This is a genomic window from Kitasatospora sp. NPDC001547 (assembly GCF_042894165.1).
Classification (GTDB): domain Bacteria; phylum Actinomycetota; class Actinomycetes; order Streptomycetales; family Streptomycetaceae; genus Kitasatospora.
The window spans coordinates 113,534-128,197 of sequence record NZ_JBIAVL010000012.1 but is presented as its reverse complement, the minus strand read 5'-3'; the positions used below and the strand labels follow the sequence as shown (position 1 = coordinate 128,197).

General features: G+C 71.8%; 13 protein-coding genes and 1 tRNA gene. 6 read left to right on the top strand and 8 right to left on the bottom strand.

Features of this window, described 5'->3' with window-relative positions; translation table 11 throughout:
- Window positions 1-12 precede the first annotated feature (12 nt).
- The 3 genes from ACFY0X_RS22420 to ACFY0X_RS22410 all read right to left on the bottom strand — a co-directional run bounded on the left by ACFY0X_RS22420 (window position 13) and on the right by ACFY0X_RS22410 (window position 2,186).
- Window positions 13-1,182 (bottom strand): winged helix DNA-binding domain-containing protein, encoded by a 1,170-nt coding sequence (locus ACFY0X_RS22420; protein WP_387756926.1) that lies wholly within the window; start codon window positions 1,180-1,182, stop codon window positions 13-15.
- Window positions 1,183-1,355: 173 nt separating this feature from the next.
- Window positions 1,356-1,658, bottom strand: coding sequence for a co-chaperone GroES (locus ACFY0X_RS22415; RefSeq protein ID WP_196952357.1), 303 nt, complete (start codon window positions 1,656-1,658; stop codon window positions 1,356-1,358).
- A gap of 186 nt (window positions 1,659-1,844) precedes the next feature.
- The gene (locus ACFY0X_RS22410) at window positions 1,845-2,186 is read right to left on the bottom strand and encodes a DUF3618 domain-containing protein (RefSeq protein WP_387756925.1); all 342 of its coding nucleotides are present in this window, start codon (window positions 2,184-2,186) and stop codon (window positions 1,845-1,847) included.
- A 165-nt stretch (window positions 2,187-2,351) separates the two neighbouring features.
- On the opposite strand from ACFY0X_RS22410, the gene bcp reads away from it, so the two are divergent.
- Entirely contained in the window at window positions 2,352-2,825 is a 474-nt protein-coding gene (gene bcp, locus ACFY0X_RS22405) for a thioredoxin-dependent thiol peroxidase (protein WP_387756924.1), read from the top strand.
- Window positions 2,826-2,954: 129 nt separating this feature from the next.
- Here the strand turns inward: bcp and ACFY0X_RS22400 are convergent, their stop codons facing one another.
- Window positions 2,955-5,294, bottom strand: a complete 2,340-nt coding sequence (locus tag ACFY0X_RS22400) for a chitinase C-terminal domain-containing protein (RefSeq protein ID WP_387757058.1) — start codon at window positions 5,292-5,294, stop codon at window positions 2,955-2,957.
- A gap of 628 nt (window positions 5,295-5,922) precedes the next feature.
- On the opposite strand from ACFY0X_RS22400, the gene ACFY0X_RS22395 reads away from it, so the two are divergent.
- Window positions 5,923-6,006, top strand: a tRNA-Leu gene (locus tag ACFY0X_RS22395).
- Window positions 6,007-6,073: 67 nt separating this feature from the next.
- On the opposite strand, the gene rdgB is transcribed toward ACFY0X_RS22395, so the two are convergent.
- The 4 genes from rdgB to ACFY0X_RS22375 form a co-directional block, all read right to left on the bottom strand.
- Entirely contained in the window at window positions 6,074-6,679 is a 606-nt protein-coding gene (gene rdgB / locus ACFY0X_RS22390) for an RdgB/HAM1 family non-canonical purine NTP pyrophosphatase (protein WP_387756923.1), read from the bottom strand.
- 31 nt (window positions 6,680-6,710) lie between these two features.
- Window positions 6,711-7,100, bottom strand: coding sequence for a hypothetical protein (locus tag ACFY0X_RS22385; protein ID WP_387756922.1), 390 nt, complete (start codon window positions 7,098-7,100; stop codon window positions 6,711-6,713).
- Between the two features lie 276 nt (window positions 7,101-7,376).
- A complete protein-coding gene (gene rph / locus ACFY0X_RS22380) occupies window positions 7,377-8,102 on the bottom strand; it encodes a ribonuclease PH (protein ID WP_387756921.1) in 726 nt (241 codons plus the stop codon).
- A gap of 196 nt (window positions 8,103-8,298) precedes the next feature.
- Window positions 8,299-8,532 (bottom strand): glucose PTS transporter subunit EIIB, encoded by a 234-nt coding sequence (locus ACFY0X_RS22375; RefSeq protein ID WP_238862766.1) that lies wholly within the window; start codon window positions 8,530-8,532, stop codon window positions 8,299-8,301.
- A 401-nt stretch (window positions 8,533-8,933) separates the two neighbouring features.
- Here ACFY0X_RS22375 and ACFY0X_RS22370 point away from each other — a divergent pair, with 401 nt between their 5' ends.
- From ACFY0X_RS22370 to ACFY0X_RS22355, 4 genes are all read left to right on the top strand, one after another.
- The gene (locus tag ACFY0X_RS22370; protein WP_387756920.1) at window positions 8,934-10,235 is read left to right on the top strand and encodes a PTS transporter subunit EIIC; all 1,302 of its coding nucleotides are present in this window, start codon (window positions 8,934-8,936) and stop codon (window positions 10,233-10,235) included.
- A 388-nt stretch (window positions 10,236-10,623) separates the two neighbouring features.
- Complete coding sequence (locus ACFY0X_RS22365) at window positions 10,624-11,901, top strand: PTS transporter subunit EIIC (protein WP_387756919.1); 1,278 nt, start codon at window positions 10,624-10,626, stop codon at window positions 11,899-11,901.
- A 423-nt stretch (window positions 11,902-12,324) separates the two neighbouring features.
- Window positions 12,325-13,380: an LLM class flavin-dependent oxidoreductase gene (locus tag ACFY0X_RS22360; RefSeq protein WP_387756918.1), complete on the top strand. Its 1,056-nt coding sequence runs from the start codon at window positions 12,325-12,327 to the stop codon at window positions 13,378-13,380.
- The gene (locus ACFY0X_RS22355; RefSeq protein WP_387756917.1) at window positions 13,377-14,663 is read left to right on the top strand and encodes an LLM class flavin-dependent oxidoreductase; all 1,287 of its coding nucleotides are present in this window, start codon (window positions 13,377-13,379) and stop codon (window positions 14,661-14,663) included. Before ACFY0X_RS22360 ends, ACFY0X_RS22355 begins: the two co-directional genes overlap by 4 nt.
- Window position 14,664 lies beyond the last annotated feature (1 nt).

The window sequence follows — 14,664 nt, the reverse complement described above, 5'->3', positions numbered from 1 at the left end:
ACCCGCTGCTTCCTAGCCCCTCAGCTCCTTCTCCAACGAGGTACGGAACCGCGGCGTCACCCGCACGTCCCCCAGCCAGCCCGCCAACCGCTCCGCCTCCGCCGCCACGGCCCGCTCCGCCTCCGCGCCGACGTCACGGAACAACCGCCACACCACCTCGCCGTCGGCACGCTGCGCCCAGCCGCCCACCACCTCGCCGCACCACCACACCGTCGGCCCGGCGTTGCCCGCCCGGTCGAACAGCGCCGGCACGTCCTCCGGCCGCAGGTACCAGTCCCGCCCGCGCCAGCCCATCACCGCCGGGTCCAGCGCGGGCAGCAGCGCCGCCCACGGCTCCGGCTCCGCCGCCGGCCCCTCGTCCCCCGGCAGCACCACCGCGGGCACCCCGCCGGCCAGCGCCACGTCCAGCACCCCGAGGTCCGCCAGCGCCCTGCGGACGTCCCCCAGCGTCCAGCCCGTCCACCACTTCACGTCCTCGACCGTCGCCGGCCCGTACGCCGCCAGCCAGCGCCGCACCACCTCGGCCTTCGCCTCCCGCACCGGCACCTCCGGCCACTGCGGCACCGGCGCCCACGGGTAGCTGCTGCTCAGCCACGAACCGCGCGGACGGCACCGGCGCACGTGCCCGTCCGAGGCCAGCAGCCGCAACAGCCGACTGCCCACGCTCTGCCGCGCCTCGTACGCCTTGCCCGCCGACATCAGCATCGTCTCGCGCAACTGCGGCACGTCCTCGGCCAGTTCCCCGGTCGTCGCCTGGCCGCGCCCGGCCAGCGCGGCCAGCACCTCGCGCTCCGTCTCCGCCAACCGGGCCTCGTCCCAGCCCTCGGCGTGGTCCCGCAGGTGCTTCAGCAGCGTCGCCCGCTCCTTCGCCGCGATCGCCCGCGCCGCCGCCGAGCTCACGTACGGGGCGAAGTCCTCCGTCACCGCGAAGATCGTCCGCCGCATCGACAGCAGCTTCACCAGCGAGACGTCCTCGTACAGCGCCCGGTCCACCTCCGCGGCCGAGGGCTCCGCCAGCCGCGCACAGGCCGACAGGTACACCGTCGCCGCGTCCGTCGCGTGCAGCCCGACCACCGCGTCGGCCACGTCCTCCACCCGCGCCGCCCGCACCGACGGCGCCAGCAACTGCCGCCGCCCCAACCGGGCCCGACGCTCCGCATCAACGATCACCGGCACACTCATGCCGGGACCCTAGCGCGCACCACCGACAACCCCTCCGGCCCACGACGGGCACCCCGGCGGAAAGCCGGCGGACGCGCGGCGGAAGGCCCGCGGAAGGCCGACGGGAACGCACGGCGGAAGCACGGTGCCCCCGACGCGGGTCGGGGGCACCGTGGGGGGCAGGTGTCAGGCCGTCACAGGTAGAGCCCGGTCGAGCCCTCCGTGTCGCCGAAGCGGGTCGCCGCGACGGCGTGCAGGTCGCGCTCGCGCAGCAGCACGTAGGTGGCGCCGCGGACCTCGACCTCCAGCTTGTCCTCCGGGTCGTACAGCACCCGGTCGCCGGGCTCCACCGAGCGCACGCTCTGGCCCACCGCGACGGCCTCCGCCCAGGTGCAGCGCTTGGACAGCTCCGCCGTGGCCGGGATCAGGATGCCGCCGGTCGAGCGGCGCTCGCCCTCACTGCCCTCGGTGCGCACCAGCACGCGGTCGTGCAGCATCCGGATCGGCAGCTTCTCGCCGAGCCGGTCGTGGCGGGCGGGCTCCTGCGCGTCGTCGGAACGGATCGGTTCGTCGTTGGTACTCACGGTCCCGAAGGTACCTCCCCCGGGCGCGGCGCGTGACGCTGCCCCGGCATGCGGAAGGCCGGGCGCCCGATGCCGCCCGGCCCCGCCGTCCCGTCGCGCTCAGCCCTTGCGGCGCTTGCGGGCCGAGGCGATCAGCAGCACCAGGCCCACGCCGACCAGCGCGGCCGGCACGACCCGCTCGCGGCGCGGCTGCCCCTGCTCGTCCACGAACTGCGCCTTGACCTTCTCCACCATGCCGCTGGCGGCCACGTACGCCCGGGCGGTCTTCTCCTCGACCGCGGCCACCGCCTTCGCCTTCACCTGGGCGGAGACGGTGCTCGGGTGGACACGGACGGCCAGCTCGTCGAGGGTCCCCGCCAGCCGGTCACGCGTCCGCTCGATGTCCGCCTCGATCTGGGCGGTCGTCCGCGCCGACTTGTCCTGCGTCCTCGCCTCGCCCACTCGGGCCACCCCATTCACTCGCCGATGTCGTTCCGCCGATCCGTGCGATCGGTGTGACTGACCCAGTGTGTCAGCTGCCGCACACGGTCGCGCGGCCCCACCCACCATCGGAGGTAAGTTTGCCGTGGTACGACCGTCCGTCCCAGCCTCCAGGAGAGTACGACCGTGACTGAGCGCCTCCAGCCCGGCGACACCGCGCCCGCCTTCAGCCTGTCCGACGCCGACGGCAACCAGGTCTCCCTCGCCGACCACGCCGGCCGCAAGGTCATCGTCTACTTCTACCCCGCCGCGCTGACCCCCGGCTGCACCAAGCAGGCCTGCGACTTCACCGACAACCTGGAGGTCCTCGCGGACGCCGGCTACGACGTCATCGGCATCTCCCCGGACAAGCCGGAGAAGCTCGGCAAGTTCCGCGAGGCCGAGAACCTCAAGGTCACCCTGCTGTCCGACCCGGACAAGACCGCGCTGGAGGCGTACGGCGCCTTCGGCGAGAAGCAGAACTACGGCCGCACCTACCTCGGCGTGATCCGCTCCACGATCGTCGTGGACGAGCAGGGCAAGGTCGAGCACGCCTTCTACAACGTGCGGGCCACCGGCCACGTCGCCAAGCTGCTGCGCGACCTCAAGGTCGGGGCCTGAGCCCTTCGGCGCCCTGAGCCCGCCGGGGCCCGCGTGCCGGGAAGGCGAAGAAGCGGTGGCGGCACACCCCCCGACCGGGTGCACCGCCACCGCCGTCCGTCACCTCGACGGGCCGGGCCGATCAGCTGATCAGCAGGCCCCGAGGTCGCTCCAGACGCCCCACGCACCGCTGGTCGCGGGGTCGTCGCCCTTGGTCCACCACTTGTTCTGGTAGTAGTGGCCCTTCCACGAGACCTTGGTGGGGGTCGCGTAGGTGGTGCCCGCGTCCCAGCTCGGGGCCGCCGTGCAGGCGCCCGAGGTCGGGGTCGCGGTCGGCGTCGTGGTCGAGGTCGGCGTGGCCGTGCCCGTGGGGGTCGGCGTCGGGGTGGCCGTCTGCGACGGGGTCGGGGTCGGAGTCGGCGTGCCGCCGTCCACCGCACCGCGGGTCAGGTCGCCCTTGACCCCGTACAGCGTGCCGCCCACGTTGACCGTCCAGTTCGACGGCGTGGACACCGGCAGGTAGTAGACGAAGTCCATGTCGATCGAGGCCCCCGGCGCCAGCGACTGCCAGCCCGGCAGCTTCACCGACACCCGGTTGTAGTTGCCCTTCAGACCGCCCACGTTGCCCGGGCCCGGGTTGTCCTGCTTGATGACCTGGAGGCCGAAGCCGGACTGGTCCTTGGCGTTGCCCGGGGCCGAGTTGCCGTAGTCGAACTGGAACTCGGTGCCGCCCGGCAGGGTCAGCGTCGAGTTGTTGACGATGTGCAGCTTCGGGTTGATCGGGTAGTTCGAGTCGCCCAGCGCGAAGTTGGTGAACGACACGTCGACCGGCAGGGTCTGCTGCGGCAGCGTGGTCGTCGAGCGGATCGCGCCGTACGGGCTCGCCGACTTGAACTTGTCGTACATCAGCGTGGTCAGCGTGTTGCCGGGCACGTACTGGCCCTTGCCGCCGTTGGCGGTCGCGTCCCACCGGTAGTCGCCCGCGAGCTCCCAGATCATCGCGCCGCCGGCGCCCTGGTTGACGATGTAGTCCGCCTTGGCGCCCACCGACTGCTCGTCCTCGGTGGAGAGGAACACCTTCTTGGTGTCGTTCCACAGCCACGGCGCCACCAGGGCGGAGCTGTAGTTGCGGGTGTAGGTGCCCTGCAGCGCGGTGTCGGAGACGCCGTACTTGGCCAGGTAGTCGGGCAGGATGCCCTTCTCCAGGTTCTTGGCGTGCCACATCGGGTTCGACCCGGCCGGGGACTCCTTGCCCGCGTCGTCCTTGTCGTTCCAGATGTTGTCGATGCCGACCGCGCCGTCACCGCAGGCCGTCAGGCCGGAGCCCACCGGACAGGTGGTCGCCGGGGCGGTGCCCCAGAGGCCGTTGGTGCCGCCCTGGACGTTCTTGAAGCCCCGGGTGTAGTACGGCAGGCCGACGTTGATCCGGCCGCCGGGCATCGAGCCGCGGAAGTAGTGGTACGACCAGTCGGCGTTCAGGTAGCCGATGCCGCCGTACTGCGCGGTGCCGTAGACGTTGGCGGCGGCCAGCTCGCCGTCCTTTCCGTCGTCGAACAGCGAGGCGTTCGGGCCGACGTACTTGTTCCAGGCGCCGTGCAGGTCGTACGACATGATGTTGACGTAGTCCAGGTACTTGGCCACCTGGAAGGTCTCCATGCCGCGCAGCAGGTAGCCGGAGGACGGGGCCGCGACCGACAGCAGGTAGTGCTTGCCGTCGGCGGCGCCGGCCTTGTCCAGGCTCTCGCGCAGGGTCTTCATCAGCGCCGCGTAGCCCTTGGCCAGCGAACCGCGCTTGCCGTTGGCGAGCTGCCAGTCCAGCGGGTTGCCGGCGTCCTTCATCGAGGTCGGGTACTCGTAGTCGATGTCGACGCCGTTGAAGCCGTACTTGCGGATGAAGTCGACCGAGGAGGCGGCGAAGGTGTCGATGCCGGCCTGGTTGACGCTGCCGTCCGCGTTGACGGTCATCGAGTAGAAGCCGCCGGAGTTGACGCGCTTGCCGTCGTCCCCGAAGTAGCCGCCGGTCTCGGTCCAACCGCCCACCGAGATCAGGGTCTTGACGTTCGGGTACTGCTTCTTGTACTTCGTCAGCAGGTTGAAGTGGCCCTTGTACGGCAGGCTCGGGTCCAACTCGGCACCGGGGACGCCGGGGAAGGAGATCCCGGTGGCCTCGTTGGTCGGACCGTCGGTGCCGACCGAGAGCTTGTTGTCGCCGCCGACGTGGCCGAAGGCGTAGTTGAGGTGGGTGACCTTGTCCCAGGGGACGTCGCTCACCAGGTACGGCGCGTCGCCGTTCTTGCCGGTGCGCCAGCCGGTGAAGTAGCCGATGATGCGGCGCTGGTGGTCCGCGCCCATCTTCTCGCGCCCGCCGGTGTCGTAGACGGAGCAGTACGGGACGTCCACCCCGGCCGTCTGGTACAGCCCGTCCGGCCGGCAGGCCGCGTTGTCGACCGCCGCCGACGCCTGCGAGGGCGCCGCGCCCAGCGTCGCCATCAGCAGCCCGGCCAACGAGGCCGCGGCCAGCGAGGCCACACCGGCCCGCGCCGCCGGGCTCTTCCGGCGGTGCGCGGCGGTGGGACGCCGCTCCGCCGTGTTTCGGATCAACACTCGGTCCTCCAGGAGAGAGTGTCGGCACGTGCCTGTGGGGGAGCACGCACGTGGGGGATTGCGATTGGCGCAGAAGCTATGTGGTCTGAACCACATAGGTCAATAGGTCTGTACCAATTGGTAATCAACAGCCAAACATCCCACCAGCCGCAACCGATCGAAACGCCCTTCGTTGGCCTTCCGAGGGAAGGGGATCTCACCGGCCCCCACGGCGCGCCTCGGACTGCCAACAGACCTTTCTGGCTCGCGAATCCGCAGCGCGCCGGCAGAGCTCGGCCGACCCGAGCAGCGCGAGGACTGCGGCACCGACCCCCAGTGGGCGCGGACAGCCGATGACCTTGGAAGTCGACCACATCAACGGCGACCGGTCGGACAATCGTCCGGACACTTTCGGGCGGCTCTGCCCGACTGCCACTCCGTCACTCCGACCTCCTGCAGGAGGAAGAAGGCGTCCGTGCCGCCGCGTTGAATCGCGCTGTCCCCGCCTCGGCCAAAGCCCTAGACTGAAGCCCATGCGGCCTTGGCGTAACAGGCAGCCGCGCGGGTTTTAGGTGCCCGTGGGAGAAATCCCGTGAGGGTTCGAGTCCCTCAGGCCGCACTAGCCTAAGAATCGAAGGCCCGCCCCGAGTGATCCCGGGGCGGGCCTTCGGCGTTCCGGCGGGGCGTCAGCTCAGGAGGGCCTTGACCACCGGGGCGAGGGCCCTGAACGCCTGGCCGCGGTGGCTGATGGCGTTCTTCTCGTCGGCGGTGAGCTCGGCGCAGGTGCGGGTCTCGCCGAGGGGCTGGAGGATCGGGTCGTAGCCGAAGCCGCCGTCGCCGGCCGGGGCGGTGCGCAGCGTGCCGAGGAGGCGGCCCTCGACGACGCGCTCGGTGCCGTCGGGGAGGGCGAGGGCGGCGGCGCAGAAGAAGTGGGCGCCGCGGTGCGGTTCGGCGATGTCGGAGAGCTGGGCGAGCAGCAGGTCGAGGTTGGCGCGGTCGTCGCCGTGCCTGCCGGACCAGCGAGCGGAGAAGATGCCGGGCGCGCCGTTCAGCACGTCCACGCAGAGGCCGGAGTCGTCGGCGACGGCGGGCAGGCCGGTGGCGCGGGCCAGGGCGTGCGCCTTGAGCAGGGCGTTCTCGGCGAAGGTGACACCGGTCTCGGGGACGTCCGGGATCTCCGGGTAGGCGTCGGCGCCGACGAGTTCGACGTCCAGGCCGGCGTCCGCCAGGATGGCGCGGAGCTCGGTGACCTTGTGCTGGTTGCGGGTGGCGAGGATCAGGCGGGTGGACATATCGCCCACCCTACCGAGAGTCCGGGAACGGTCAGCCGGTGCAGACCGAGGTGAGGTTGCCGGCCGCGTCGCCGAGCGGCTTGAGGTCCGGGACCTCGTTCCGGTCCGCGGCCCGCTGCACGTTCTCGACCTGCTTCTGCAGGTCGGTCACGGCCTTGGCGACGTCGGTGTTCTTGGAGTTCTTCCCGACCTGGTCGAGGTCGTTCTTGAGCTTCTGCAGGGCCCGGCCGGCGGCGGCCGAGTCGTTGCTCGCGTTGTCGTAGGCCTTGGTGACGTCGGCGAGGTCGCCGGTGATCTTCACCGCGGTGTTGCCGCAGTCGAGCGCCTTCTGGGCGGCGGAGCAGCTCACCATGCTGAGCGGAAGGATCGCGATGAGTCCGGCCACGGCGAGGGCGGCGGGGCGGGCGATGCTCGACGGCATCCGATCCTCCTGGGGGGCGCGGGTTCCGTGGGGTGGGACGCGCGCCGGGGGGTGCGCGGTTCCCGCAGCGGGAGTGCTGCGGGAACCGTACGGTCTCCGGGCCCGGCCTGTACAGCAGGCCGACCGTTCGGCGGGCCGTTCGTCCGTGGCCGGCACGGGTGTCCGTGCCGCGGCCGAACGGCCGTCCGCGCGGGTGGGCTGACCGTGCGTCTGCTCCGGTCCACGGCTGCGGGGCCCGCGCGGGTTCAACCCGCGCCGGTACAGCCCGTCCCCGGTTCAGCCCTGCAGGGCCTTGCGCTGGATCTCGTCCAGCTCCGCGCAGCCGAGGCTGCCGAGGTCGAGCAGCCGGTCGAGCAGGTCGCGGTCGAACGGGGCGCCCTCGGCGGTGCCCTGGACCTCGACGAAGCGGCCGTCGGAGGTGCAGACGATGTTCATGTCGGTCTCGGCGCGCACGTCCTCCTCGTACTGGAGGTCGAGCATCGGGACGCCGTCGATGATGCCGACGCTGACGGCGCTGACGCCGCCGGTGATCGGCTGGCCCTTGGCGCGCAGCAGCTTCTTGTCGCGGGCCCAGGCGACGGCGTCGACCAGGGCGACGTAGGCGCCGGTGATGGCGGCGGTGCGGGTGCCGCCGTCGGCCTGGAGGACGTCGCAGTCGAGGACGATGGTGTTCTCGGCGAGCGCGCGGTGGTCGACCACGGCGCGCAGCGAGCGGCCGATGAGCCGGCTGATCTCGTGGGTGCGGCCGCCGATGCGGCCCTTGACGGCTTCGCGGTCGCCGCGGGTGTTGGTGGCGCGCGGGAGCATGGAGTACTCGGCGGTGACCCAGCCCTCGCCGCTGCCCTTGCGCCAGCGGGGCACGCCCTCGGTGACGCTGGCGGTGCACAGCACCTTGGTGTCGCCGTAGGAGATGAGGACGGAGCCTTCGGCGTGCTTGCTCCAGCCCCGTTCGATGGTGATCGGGCGGAGCTGTTCGGGGGTGCGGCCGTCGATGCGTGACATAGGCACTGAGCGTAGTCGGTCCGGGGTCCGCTTCCCGAAGCGTCGGTGCCGCGCCGCGGGCCCGCTCCCGGCCGCCGGTTCCCCGCTCCCTGCTCCCTGCTCCCGATGTCACAGCGCCCGGCTCCGGATGCGCCGCGGCCCGCCGTCCCCCTGAGCGGGTCGGCGGGCCGGGTGGCCTGAGCCCTGGTGGCTCAGCTCACATCATGTCCTCGATGTCGGCGGCGATCGGGTCGGCGTCGGTGCCGATGACGACCTGGATCGCGGTGCCCATCTTCACGACGCCGTGGGCGCCGGCGGCCTTGAGGGCGGCCTCGTCGACCAGGCTGGCGTCCTTGACCTCGGTGCGCAGGCGGGTGATGCAGCCCTCGACCTCTTCGATGTTCTCGATGCCGCCCAGACCGGCGACGATCTTCTCAGCCTTGCTGGCCATCTGGTTTCTCCCTCTGTCTCGGCCCTTCGGCGGCTCTGCCGGGTGCCGTCCTGCGCTGGTGCTGGGGTGTCCCTCGACCGTCTGGCGGTGAGGTCCGTGCCGGTGGCTGACGCGGGTTCGGCTGCGGTCGGGCCGGCGAACAGCGCGACCAGCATCACCCGCGCCGGTCCGGTCCGCCACGTTAGTCCACTTTCGGCCCATTCCGGCGGGCAGGCTCCCGATCGTCGTCCGAGGATGACGATCAGCGGGGCTCGCGCCTCCGGAGTGGGGCCTGCGTCCAAGTGGTCTACACCAATATATGTGTACTCCGAGGAACGCAGGAACGGCCCCGGGTGTTCCCGAGCCCTGCCCGAGGGTCCCGCAGGGGCCTCCGGCCGGCAACTGCTCTCGGAGGGCGAAGGATGAGTTCGGCAGGCGCCGCGGCCCCGCGGACCACGAGGTGGCACACCTTCTACGGCGGCCTCCAGAAGATGGGCCGTTCCCTGCAGCTGCCGGTCGCGGTGCTCCCCGCCGCAGGCATCCTCAACCGCCTCGGCCAGCCGGACGTGTTCGGCAAGGACGGCCTCGGCTGGAACGACGTCGCCAAGGTCTTCGCCTCCGCGGGCGGGGCGCTGCTCGACTCCTCCTTCGGCCTGCCGCTGCTGTTCTGCATCGGCGTCGCGATCGGCATGGCCAAGAAGGCCGACGGCTCGACGGCGCTGGCCGCCGTGGTCGGCTTCCTGGTCTACTACAAGGTCCTGCACGCCTTCCCGGAGAGCTGCCCGGCGGGGACGGCCCTGGTGCCGGACGCCTGGACCGGCCAGTGCGTGAGCTACTCGTCGGCGAAGGCGGCGGCCGCGACGTACCAGAACCCGGGCGTGCTGGGCGGCATCCTGATCGGCCTGCTGTCGGCCTGGCTGTGGGTCCGGTTCCACCGCACCCGGCTGGTGGACTGGCTCGGCTTCTTCAACGGCCGCCGCCTGGTGCCGATGATCACCGCCCTGGTGGGCCTGGTCGTCGCCGTGCTGGCGCTCTGGGTCTGGCCGCCGATCGGGCGCGGGCTGAACGACTTCTCGCAGAACCTCTCCGACCTCGGCGCGGGCGGCGCCGGCATCTTCGGCGTCTTCAACCGCGCGCTGCTGCTGATCGGCATGCACCAGCTGCTGAACACCTTCGTCTGGTTCCAGTTCGGTGAGTTCGTCAAGCCGGACGGCACGATCGTGCACGGCGACATCCCGCGCTTCCTGGCCGGCGACCCGACGGCCGGCCAGTTCCAGTCCGGTTTCTTCCCGATCATGATGTTCGCGCTGCCGGCCGCCGCGCTGGCGATCGCGCACTCGGCGAAGCCGCACCGCCGCAAGGAGATCTACGGCCTGATGCTCTCGGTCGGCCTGACCTCCTTCGTCACGGGCGTCACCGAGCCGATCGAGTACTCCTTCGCCTACATCGCCCCGGCCCTGTACGCCGTGCACGCGCTGCTGACCGGCGCCTCGATGGCGGTGACCTGGGGGCTCGGGGTGCACGACGGGTTCAGCTTCTCGGCCGGCCTGATCGACTACGTCATCAACTGGGGGCTCGCCACCAAGCCGTGGCTGATCATCCCGATCGGCCTCGGCTTCGCCGCCGTGTACTACGCGCTCTTCCGGTTCATCATCGTCAAATTCAACCTGAAAACACCCGGCCGGGAGGACGAGGCCGAGGTCGAGGACGTCACCAAGGCCTGAAACCGGGCCGCCCCGGCGTTATCCCCGCATTGGCCCCCGGACCCGCCCCGGTCCGGGGGCCTTCGGCATTTCGGAAAGCCCGGCCGCCCCGGTCCGACGCGCCCAACGCCGCTGGCAGGGCACCGTGTGCTTTTGTTGCGCGATTAGCCAAAATCGATTTTGTTGCGCAATCGGCCAAAGTCCCAATCGCGGCCGACTACCATGATCGCCATTCGGTAAGTAGGTTTCGATTTCATAGCGCTTCCCGGTGACAGCGCTTTCCGGGGTTCCTCGACTTCTCCACCCGTGCTACAAAACTGGTCTACACCACGTGTGGTGTAGACCAGTTCGCGGTTGGCCCCCTGTGCCTCCCCCCGACCGACCGCCATGCCGTTAGGAACCCACCCCCATGAGTCAGTCTGCGCAGGCACCGGCGCCCGCCACGGCTCCGGCTTCGCCAAGCCCCGCCAAGAAGTTCGGCCAGAACCTCCTCCAGGGTCTGCAGAAGATCGGCCGCAGCCTCCAGCTGCCCATCGCGGTGCTCCCCGCCGCCGGTCTGCTGATGCGTCTCGGCCAGGACGACGTGTTCGGCAAGGACGGCCTCGGCTGGAACAAGGTCGCCTCGGTCTTCGCCACCGCCGGTGACGGCGTCTTCGCCAACCTGCCGCTGCTCTTCGCGGTGGGCATCGCGATCGGCTTCGCCAAGAAGGCGGACGGCTCCACCGCCCTGGCCGCGCTGGTCGGCTTCCTGGTCTACAAGAACGTCCTCACCGCGTTCCCGGTCTCCGAGGGCCACGTCGACGGCACCAAGTGGGTCAAGCCCGTCTACCAGGACCCGGGCGTGCTCGGCGGCATCGTGATCGGCCTGCTGGCCGCGGTGCTGTGGCAGAAGTACCACCGCACCAAGCTGGTCGACTGGCTCGGCTTCTTCAACGGCCGCCGCCTGGTCCCGATCATGATGGCCTTCGTCGGCACCGGCGTCGGCGTCTTCTTCGGTCTGGCCTGGGGCCCGATCGGTGACGCCGTCAAGAGCCTGAACGACTCCCTGATCGGCGCCGGCGCGTTCGGCGCGGGTGCGTTCGGCCTGGTCAACCGCGGTCTGCTGCCGGTCGGCATGCACCAGTTCGTGAACTCCTTCGCCTGGTTCCAGACCGGCGACTTCACCAAGCCCGACGGCACCGTCGTGCACGGCGACCTGACCCGCTTCTTCGCGGGCGACCCGACCGCCGGGCAGTTCATGTCGGGCTTCTACCCGATCATGATGTTCGCGCTGCCCGCCGCCGCGCTGGCCATCGCCCACGCCGCCAAGCCGCACCGCCGCAAGGCCGTCACCGGCATGATGGTGTCGCTGGCCCTGACCTCCTTCGTCACCGGTGTCACCGAGCCGATCGAGTTCGCCTTCGTCTTCATCGCCCCGGTCCTGTACGTCATCCACGCGCTGCTCACCGCCGTCTCGATGACCGTCACCTGGGCGCTCGGCGTGCACGACGGCTTCACCTTCTCCGGCGGCCTGATCGACTACGCGCTGGCCTGGAACAAGGCCACCGACCCGTGGATGATCATCCCGCTCGGCCTGGTCTTCGCCGCGGTCTACTACTTCCTGTTCCGCTTCGCGATCACCAAGTTCAACCTCAAGACCCCCGGTCGCGAGGACGACGACGAGATCGAGGACGTCACCAAGGCCTGACGCCCGCGTCACCGCCCGCCTCGAAGACCTCGCTCCGAAGGCCCCGCCCCGCCGCTCCCCCAGCGGCGGCGCGGGGCCTTCGGCGTACCCCGGGCCCGTGCCACGCGTGGGAACGGCGGTTGACGAACCGACGGACGCCCTGGTCAACTGAAGCGGTGAACGCCTCGTGCCCGCTGGTCACCCGCAGCCACATCGACTTCGGTCGCGTGTGGTCCGCGGCATGTCGCGGCTGAGCTGACCGTTCCCCCACCGCCGCCCGGCTGACGTCCCGCCCGGCGCCGGTCCTTCCCCTCCCCGCCCGTACGGGCTCCGCCCGCGGGCCGCCACCGCGCTCCGGCGCGTCCCGCGCGCACCCGCGCCCCCGTGTCCCCGCACGGCCGCGCCGGTGCCCGCACGCGTCCGCACGAGGAAGTCAGGCTCACCATGCCCCGCCAGTTGCACCTGTCCGCCGCCCTCGACAGCCCCGGCCGCTTCGACGCCGGGCACTACGCCTACCTCGCCCGCCTCGCCGAGCGGGCCACCCTGGACTTCGTCACCCTCGACGACTCCTTCGCCGCCGCGCCGAGCCGTCCCGACGCGCTCGCCGCCCTCGCCCGGATCGCCCCGCTGACCGACCGGGTGGGGCTGGTGCCGACCGTCACCACCACCCACACCGAGCCCTTCCACACCTCGATCTCGGTCAACACCCTGGACTGGGCGAGCGAGGGCCGGGCCGGCTGGCTGGTCGGCGTCTCCACGACCGAGGCCGAGGCGCGGGCCTTCGGCCGCCGGCCGGTCGCCACCGGGGACGAGCTGTGGGCCGAGGCCGCCGACGCCGTCGAGGTGGCCGCCCGGCTCTGGGACAGCTGGGAGGACGACGCGGAGATCCGCGACACCGCCACCGGCCGGTTCGTCGACCGCGGCAAGCTGCACCACATCGACTTCGCGGGCCCGCGGTTCTCGGTCCGCGGCCCGTCCATCACCCCGCGCCCGCCGCAGGGCCGCCCGGTGGTCGCGGTGCCGGTCGACGCCGCCGACCTCGCGCCGGACGCCTCCCCGGGCGGCCGCGCCCGGGTCGCCGCCGCGATCCGGCACGCCGACGTGGTGCTGCTCGACGCCCCCGACCGCGCCACCCGGTTGGGCGCCGCCACCGAACTGCGGCTGCGGGCCGGCGAGGGCCTGCGCATCCTCGCCCGGCTCGGCACCGCCGTGTCCGCCCTGCCCGACCGGGCCGCCGACGAACGGCTGCTCGCCGAACTCACCGCGACCGGCACCGGCGTCGACGGATTCCACCTCTCCCCCGCCGACCCGCCGCGCGACCTGGCCGCGCTGGCCGACCGGATCGCGCCCGCCCTGCGCTCCGCCGGACTGCTGCGCGCCGGGTACACCGGCCGCACCCTGCGCGACCACCTCGGCCTGGCCCGCCCGGCCAGCCGCTACGCCGCCCGTCCCGCCGACGCCTCCACCGCGTCCCCCGCCCTCGCCGAGGTGACCCGATGACGGACCGACCGCTCAAGCGGATCCACCTCGCCGCGCACTTCCCCGGCGTCAACAACACCACGGTGTGGAGCGACCCGGCGGCCGGCAGCCACATCGAGTTCTCCTCCTTCCGCCACCTCGCGCAGACCGCCGAGCGCGGCAGGTTCGACTTCCTCTTCCTCGCCGAGGGCCTGCGGCTGCGCGAGACCAAGGGCCTCATCCACGACCTCGACGTGGTCGGCCGCCCCGAGTCGATCACCGTGCTGAACGCGCTGGCCGCCGTCACCGAGCGGCTCGGCCTGGCCGCCACCGTCAACGCGACCTTCAACGAGCCGTACGAACTGGCCCGCCGCTTCGCCTCGCTGGACCACCTCTCCGGCGGCCGCGCGGCCTGGAACGTGGTCACCTCCTCGGACGCCTTCACCGGGGAGAACTTCCGCCGCGGCGGCTACCTGGACCGCGCCGACCGCTACACCCGGGCCGCCGAATTCGTCCAGCTGGCACGGGAGTTCTGGGACGCCGGGGAGGAGCCCGTCCGGCACTCGGGGCCGCAGTTCGAGGTCGAGGGCCGGCTCTCGCTGCCCCGGCCGCCGCAGGGCCACCCGGTGGTGATCCAGGCCGGGGACTCCGACGAGGGGCGCGAGTTCGCCGCCGCCACCGCCGACGTGGTCTTCTCCCGGCACTCCACCCTCGCCGACGGCCAGGCCTTCCACGCCGACGTCAAGCGCCGGCTCGCCGCGTACGGGCGCAAGCCGGACGAGCTGAAGATCATGCCCGGGGCCACCTTCGTCCTCGGCGACACCGACGCCGAGGCGGCCGAGCGGGCTCGGGAGGTCCGCCGGGCCCAGGTGAGCCCGCAGACCGCGATCGCCTTCCTGGAGCAGGTCTGGGGCGTCGACCTCTCCGACCACGACCCGGACGGACCGCTGCCGGCCGTCGACCCCGACCCGGACAGCGCCCTGGTCCAGGGCCGGGTGCGGCACGCCGACCCGGTCGCCGTCGCCGAACGGTGGCGGGCGGTGGCCGCGGAGAAGAAGCTGACCAGCCGCGAACTGGTGATCGAGGTGACCGGGCGGCAGTCCTTCATCGGCTCGCCCGCCACCGTCGCCGCGCGGATCGACCACTTCGTGCAGAACGACGCGGCCGACGGCTTCATCCTCGTCCCGCACCTCACCCCGGGCGGCTTGGACGAGTTCGTCGACCGGGTGGTGCCGCTGCTCCAGGAGCGCGGGGTGTTCCGCACCGACTACACCGGCCCCACCCTGCGGGACCACCTCGGGCTGCCCGTCCCCGGGCGGCGCTGAG